Genomic DNA, 5263 nt, shown 5'->3' with positions numbered 1-5263 from the left:
AAGCTTTGGCGAGGATCGCCACAGTGGGCGTAGATGTCGTGACACATTCTGATGCTGACAGACAGAGACGAGTGTTTTTTAATAAGGCCCGTCTTTGGGGTGTAGTTAAGCAGATAATCTCCGTGCTGTATATTGACGGATTGGTGGAAGGGAAAAAGTTTTTTGTAGATAGTAAGGGTGATAAATATACATTAAAAAAGGTGTAACAAAGGAGAGCGCAGATGAGAAATGTAGTGATAAGCCCAGCTTTAAACGGCTGGAAAGTACAAATTGGTTGTGGCGAAGTGGTTTTTGTTGATAAAGAATTCATGTTAGAAGAACTGAGCAGATATATTGATACTCCTGATAAGGTTGAAAAGGAATATCAAGGAAACGCAGTCAATGAAACAGAAGGCGGACAAGGAGAGGAAATCAGATGAGCATGATGCTGTTATACGACACGGAAAAAACTGAAATCCACATACAAACAAGGTATGGATATATCAGCTATGAAGAATGGCTTAAAAAGGAAGCTGAACGTATCGGCTCACAACCTGGAAGAACTGTTGAAATACGGCGTCTTGGCAACAAAATTGGATTGTGGGTGAACAGGGTAGCGGGAGGTTGAGGTGCCGGAGGGCAGGTACCGGGACACGAGGGTAATCTTGAGGGATTTACGGAGAGCAGAGGGGGAACTATTTTGAGAGAGACAAAATTCCGATACAGGCTAAAGAATACACATACCGGAGAAAACATAGAGCGTACGTACGGGCTTCAACAAATGGAGTTTGATTATCCAGACAATTTCGAACTTCTTTCCCGTGACCAATATATTGAATGCACGGATAAGAACGGTGTAGAAGTTTTTACTGGTTCCACATTAAAGGCAAACCATCCAGACGAGGGGCAACTTATCGGTCATGTTGCCTATAACGCAGAGTGTTCAATGTACGTTTTGAGATATCCACTTGAGTTTGACGAAGAAGGTGAGTGTCCCTTATATGAACTTGATGAAATTCAAGTCATCGGCAACATATGGGAGGTCAAGCCATGAAAGAATTTCTTGCATACGATATAGGTTACGGCTTCCAAATCATCCATGCCATTCTTTGCGGGGTGCTGGTATCACTGGTGTATGTGATTATAAACATTATTTCGGTATTGTTGGAGGAGTGAAATGCACAGAGACCTTAAAGACCCATCAGAAGCAATGGAGGACAGGAGATACAGAGAGTATCTTGGAGAGAGTTTCGGCGATGATGAGAAAATCATTGACCGGGAAGAGATGTTAAAAATTGATAGAGCTATCGAGGAGGAGGAGAAATGCAGACAAGAGAAGCGTATGAGAAATTGAAGAAAATGGCAAAGGGGAAGTATTGTAATGTGCATTATTCACTATCTAACTATGCCCACCACCCAGAGGACGACGTAGTGGCATGCTATGTCTATATCGACGGGTGGAACGGTTGCACTTCCACCGATTTTAAAACAGCCCTACAAAAACTAAGGGCTTTAATGGCAGAGGGCAAGGTTGAAGAGGAACAAATAATTGAGGAGGAGGGGAAAAATGACTGACAAAACGTATGAGACCTTGCCCATAATAAAGTATGACGTAAACATTGCGACAATATCCAAACTGAGGCAAAAGTATATGCCTTTGGTGATAACTGACCCTAACGACAAGGAACAGTTCGATGCTGTCCATGAAGCGAGAATGGTTATGGTGAAGGTGCGGACAACCATTGAAAAGGAACGGGTAGCGAAAAAAGCCGCTGCCCTAAAGTATGGCAAGGATGTTGATGCGGCAGCCAAGATACTTTTTGACGAAAGCGCGCCGGTTGAAGAACACCTGAAAACCGAAGAGGATAAGGTTCTTCTCGAACGGAAACGCATTGAGGAAGAAGAAGCCCGAATCGAAAAGGAAAAGATACAAGGCCGGGCCGATGCTTTTGGTAAATATCGACACATGATGCCCTTTATGGAAGTGGCGACAATGACCGACGAAGAATTCACTGCCAAACTTGCAGAAGTAAAAGAAGCCTACGAAGCCGAGGCAAAACGGCTGGATGACGAACAGAAGGCAAGAGACGCAGAAGCCGCCCAATTAGCCGCTGAACGCGCAGAGATAGACCGTATTAAGGCTGAACAAGAAGAGGCGGCAAAGGCACAGGAAGCAGAGAAGAAAGCCCTTGAGGCTGAACGTCAGGAGTTGGAAGCTGAAAAGAAAGCAGAGGCCGACCGGAAAGCCAAAGAAGTATTTGAGAAGCAAGCGAAAGAGGATGCCAAAATCCAGGCAGAAAAAGACTTGGCCGAAAAGGTTAACCGCGAAGCCGAAGAAACCAAAAAGAAAGAGGCAGGGGAAAAGGCAGAAATCGCCCGACAAGAGGAATTGAAACCGGACAAGGAAAAGCTGATTGACTTTGCCAAACGTATTCCCGAAGTTCCCGCACCAGAAGTTAAAGACGAGATGGCAAAAAGGATAATCAATCTGGCTATGCGTAATCTGATTGAGGTATCCGATAACATTATTGAGCAACTGGAGGAAATGTGAAATGACTGAAGAAAAAGCAAAATACGAAGTAGCGACAAAGCCCGAAACAACCCCGGCCATGTTGCTAAACCTGGCAATAGACAAGGGGGCTGATATTGAGAAATTGTCTCAGCTTATGGAACTTCAAATCAAATGGGAGGAAAGGGAAAGCCGGAAAGCGTATGTTTTGGCAGTATCAAAGTTCAAAGCGGATCCGCCTGACATATACAAGGACAAAATCAACAAACAATTTGGTTCAAAGTATAGCTCAATAGATGCCTTGGTCAATCCGACAATTCCATTTCTGAGCAAACAGGGCTTATCTCATAGCTGGGATTATGGTACAACGGAAGGTGGGTGGCCTTCTGTGACTTGTATTTTGTCTCATAGCTGTGGATACTCTCAAGCTGTTACCATGTCAGCACCGCCGGACATATCAGGTGGTGGGAGTAAAAATCCAATCCAGCAAATCAAATCAACACAGACATATCTCAAGATTGCAACTTTTGAAGCTGTTACCGGACTGGTTAGTAAAGAAGCAAATCTGGACGATGACGGAAACGCTTCTGGAGACAATTATCTGGACGATAAACAACTCAGCACAATAACCGATTTCGTCAATGCCAAAAACGTGAATCTTCCAAATTTCCTTAAGTTTATGAAAGCCGAGTCACTTGAAACGATTTTAGCGAAAGATTACAATAAAGCCGTTTCCGCGTTGAAAGCGAAGAAGGAGCCAAAATGATAAAAATAGACTGCGAGCAATTAAGTCCTGAATGGTTCCTTGAGAAAGTCGGCAAGCCAAGTGCTGGCAGTTTTGACAAGATCGTAACGTCAAAAGGTGAACCTTCAAAACAACGTGAAAAGTACCTCTACCAATTAGCCGGGGAAACGATCGCCGGAATGAAAACTGAAACCTATTCTAACGAAGCCATGAAGAGGGGAATTGAGCTTGAAGCCGAAGCCAGAGACCTGTTTATGATGATTACTGATTTAGAGGTTACACAGGTAGGGATAATCTATCCAGACGCAGGGAAGGCCTATGGGTGTTCGCCTGATGGCATAATTGAGGACAGTGCCGGACTGGAAATCAAATGCCCATTGATTCATACTCACGTTGACTATTTACTAAGGGGTATTCTTCCTACGGACTATGTCCAGCAGGTGCAGGGTTCGATGTTGGTTACGGGGTTTAATTGGTGGTTTTTCTGCTCATATTTCCCTGGGCTTCCACCACTGATCATAAAAGTTCCCCGGGATGGTGTGTTTATCGAGAAGTTACGCACAGAATTAGAAAAGTTCTGCCTTGATTTAGCAATCGTAATCAACAAACTCAAGGCGATGATATAGGAGGTGGGATGTGATAGTAACAACAAAAAAGCTGATGAGTAAAAAACCCTGCGAAAAATACACAAAAGCAATCGTGTCAAAACTGCTCGGCAAGGGAAAGACATTGCTTGAGATATGCGATTTAGATATTCCTGCAAAAGATAGAATCTGGGCTGTGACAAAATTCCTGGATGATACTACAAACAGAACTTTTGCCATCTGGTGTGCGAAACAATGTAAGGCAGATGGTAAAGAGGTTAAAGAATACATAAAAGTTATTGAAAGATTCTATAAGGGCAACGCAACACGGGAAGAGCTTGATGTGGCATACAGGGCGGCATACTGGGTGGCAGACAGGGTGGCAGACAGGGCGGCAGACTGGGAAAAAATGAGAGAAAAGCAAATTAGAAAGCTGAAGAGTTTGGTAAAACAAATAGCAAAGAGAGGGCTGGAAAATGAAAGACCTATATAGGGAAAAAGCTGACGAATTAGCAGATGAAGAATACGAAAAAGAATTTTACGAACTTCCACAGAATATTCAGGATGAAGTTCACGAAAGAGCAATGAATGAGGTCAATGATGGGTTGTGTGATTATGCTGATAATCTGAGGAAAGCAAAAAAGGAGGGGTTATGAACATACCAGGCACTAAATGGGAAGTATTGTATGAAGGTAACAGGGACGGAATGGATATATCTATCGGGAAATGGAATGAGCAGGACGAAATTTACTTTACAGTAAGAGGACTAAAGCCATACGATATCGTCGGTAGCGATCTTGAGTTCGGGATGTCTATTCCAAAGTTGTATGATATTCTTGCTAAAGCTGGTGAAAAAGAAAACAAAGAATTTTCCGATAAATTGTTTGAGCAGATGGTTGGCATAGTACAAACACACAATGCAACACTCAAGGAATATGAAAAGGTTTAAATTTGGACTATTCTCGTGAGGCAAAGGGGCGACAATGCAAGTTTACCTGACAAAAACCCAAACCGGACTAATTCCTGCTGATAAGGAAACAGAGGCGTGGTACAATAAAATAAAATCCGGTGAAGTGGTTAGTTCGGATTTCAAGAAAACGAGAAACTATCAATTCCTTAAAAAATGGTTTGCCTTACTTAACGTAGGTTTTGATAATTGGAACCCGGGTGAGGTTAACTCTAACTACGGAATACCTGAAAAGAACTTTGAACGATTCAGGGAAGATGTTACCATTCTTGCCGGATACTTCCATACCGTTGTCAGGTTGGATAGTAGTGTAAGAATTGAAGCTAAAAGCGTAGCATTTTCAAACATGACAGAGGAAGAGTTTTCGGCTCTTTATAATAAGACAATCAATGTACTCTTGAAGCGTGTTTATAATAGCACATTAACAAAAGAAGAACTTGAAAACATCGTAAACCAATACATGGCGTTTGCATAATTTA

The 5263-nt window shown here is 42.6% G+C and carries 14 protein-coding genes; all 14 read left to right on the top strand.

What is annotated here, in order from left to right:
* A partial coding sequence (locus Q7J27_14645) for a hypothetical protein (protein MDO9530379.1) occupies nt 1–206 on the top strand: 206 nt, incomplete at its 5' end.
* Between the two features lie 15 nt (nt 207–221).
* Nucleotides 222–419: a hypothetical protein gene (locus Q7J27_14640; GenBank protein MDO9530378.1), complete on the top strand. Its 198-nt coding sequence runs from the start codon at nt 222–224 to the stop codon at nt 417–419.
* Nucleotides 416–607 carry a hypothetical protein gene (locus Q7J27_14635; GenBank protein MDO9530377.1) on the top strand — a complete coding sequence of 64 codons (192 nt, stop codon included), beginning with the start codon at nt 416–418 and terminating at the stop codon, nt 605–607. Before Q7J27_14640 ends, Q7J27_14635 begins: the two co-directional genes overlap by 4 nt.
* A gap of 72 nt (nt 608–679) precedes the next feature.
* The gene (locus tag Q7J27_14630) at nt 680–1033 is read left to right on the top strand and encodes a hypothetical protein (protein MDO9530376.1); all 354 of its coding nucleotides are present in this window, start codon (nt 680–682) and stop codon (nt 1031–1033) included.
* Complete coding sequence (locus tag Q7J27_14625) at nt 1030–1155, top strand: hypothetical protein (protein ID MDO9530375.1); 126 nt, start codon at nt 1030–1032, stop codon at nt 1153–1155. The genes Q7J27_14630 and Q7J27_14625 overlap by 4 nt, the downstream gene beginning before the upstream one ends.
* Before the next feature lies 1 nt (nt 1156).
* On the top strand, nt 1157–1333 hold the full coding sequence (locus Q7J27_14620) for a hypothetical protein (GenBank protein ID MDO9530374.1): 177 nt from the start codon (nt 1157–1159) through the stop codon (nt 1331–1333).
* Entirely contained in the window at nt 1303–1554 is a 252-nt protein-coding gene (locus Q7J27_14615) for a hypothetical protein (GenBank protein ID MDO9530373.1), read from the top strand. The genes Q7J27_14620 and Q7J27_14615 overlap by 31 nt, the downstream gene beginning before the upstream one ends.
* Entirely contained in the window at nt 1547–2530 is a 984-nt protein-coding gene (locus tag Q7J27_14610) for a hypothetical protein (protein MDO9530372.1), read from the top strand. Before Q7J27_14615 ends, Q7J27_14610 begins: the two co-directional genes overlap by 8 nt.
* A 1-nt stretch (nt 2531) precedes the next feature.
* On the top strand, nt 2532–3254 hold the full coding sequence (locus Q7J27_14605; protein MDO9530371.1) for an ERF family protein: 723 nt from the start codon (nt 2532–2534) through the stop codon (nt 3252–3254).
* Complete coding sequence (locus tag Q7J27_14600) at nt 3251–3859, top strand: YqaJ viral recombinase family protein (protein ID MDO9530370.1); 609 nt, start codon at nt 3251–3253, stop codon at nt 3857–3859. The genes Q7J27_14605 and Q7J27_14600 overlap by 4 nt, the downstream gene beginning before the upstream one ends.
* A gap of 10 nt (nt 3860–3869) precedes the next feature.
* Nucleotides 3870–4310 carry a hypothetical protein gene (locus Q7J27_14595; GenBank protein MDO9530369.1) on the top strand — a complete coding sequence of 147 codons (441 nt, stop codon included), beginning with the start codon at nt 3870–3872 and terminating at the stop codon, nt 4308–4310.
* Complete coding sequence (locus tag Q7J27_14590; protein ID MDO9530368.1) at nt 4294–4473, top strand: hypothetical protein; 180 nt, start codon at nt 4294–4296, stop codon at nt 4471–4473. Before Q7J27_14595 ends, Q7J27_14590 begins: the two co-directional genes overlap by 17 nt.
* Nucleotides 4470–4766: a hypothetical protein gene (locus tag Q7J27_14585; protein ID MDO9530367.1), complete on the top strand. Its 297-nt coding sequence runs from the start codon at nt 4470–4472 to the stop codon at nt 4764–4766. Before Q7J27_14590 ends, Q7J27_14585 begins: the two co-directional genes overlap by 4 nt.
* Nucleotides 4767–4800: 34 nt before the next feature.
* The gene (locus Q7J27_14580; GenBank protein ID MDO9530366.1) at nt 4801–5259 is read left to right on the top strand and encodes a DUF1367 family protein; all 459 of its coding nucleotides are present in this window, start codon (nt 4801–4803) and stop codon (nt 5257–5259) included.
* The last annotated feature ends 4 nt before the right edge of the window (nt 5260–5263 follow it).

The organism is Syntrophales bacterium (assembly GCA_030655775.1).
Taxonomy (GTDB): Bacteria; Desulfobacterota; Syntrophia; order Syntrophales; family JADFWA01; genus JAUSPI01.
This window is presented reverse-complemented; position numbering and strand designations above follow the sequence as displayed.

Bases quoted from the DNA above. Each gene is read 5' to 3' on its own strand.
- Q7J27_14640 (MDO9530378.1), top strand. From the start codon at position 222: ATGAGAAATGTAGTGATAAGCCCAGCTTTAAACGGCTGGAAAGTACAA.
- Q7J27_14635 (MDO9530377.1), top strand. From the start codon at position 416: ATGAGCATGATGCTGTTATACGACACGGAAAAAACTGAAATCCACATA.
- Q7J27_14625 (MDO9530375.1), top strand. From the start codon at position 1,030: ATGAAAGAATTTCTTGCATACGATATAGGTTACGGCTTCCAAATCATC.
- Q7J27_14620 (MDO9530374.1), top strand. From the start codon at position 1,157: ATGCACAGAGACCTTAAAGACCCATCAGAAGCAATGGAGGACAGGAGA.
- Q7J27_14615 (MDO9530373.1), top strand. From the start codon at position 1,303: ATGCAGACAAGAGAAGCGTATGAGAAATTGAAGAAAATGGCAAAGGGG.
- Q7J27_14610 (MDO9530372.1), top strand. From the start codon at position 1,547: ATGACTGACAAAACGTATGAGACCTTGCCCATAATAAAGTATGACGTA.
- Q7J27_14605 (MDO9530371.1), top strand. From the start codon at position 2,532: ATGACTGAAGAAAAAGCAAAATACGAAGTAGCGACAAAGCCCGAAACA.
- Q7J27_14600 (MDO9530370.1), top strand. From the start codon at position 3,251: ATGATAAAAATAGACTGCGAGCAATTAAGTCCTGAATGGTTCCTTGAG.
- Q7J27_14590 (MDO9530368.1), top strand. From the start codon at position 4,294: ATGAAAGACCTATATAGGGAAAAAGCTGACGAATTAGCAGATGAAGAA.
- Q7J27_14585 (MDO9530367.1), top strand. From the start codon at position 4,470: ATGAACATACCAGGCACTAAATGGGAAGTATTGTATGAAGGTAACAGG.
- Q7J27_14580 (MDO9530366.1), top strand. From the start codon at position 4,801: ATGCAAGTTTACCTGACAAAAACCCAAACCGGACTAATTCCTGCTGAT.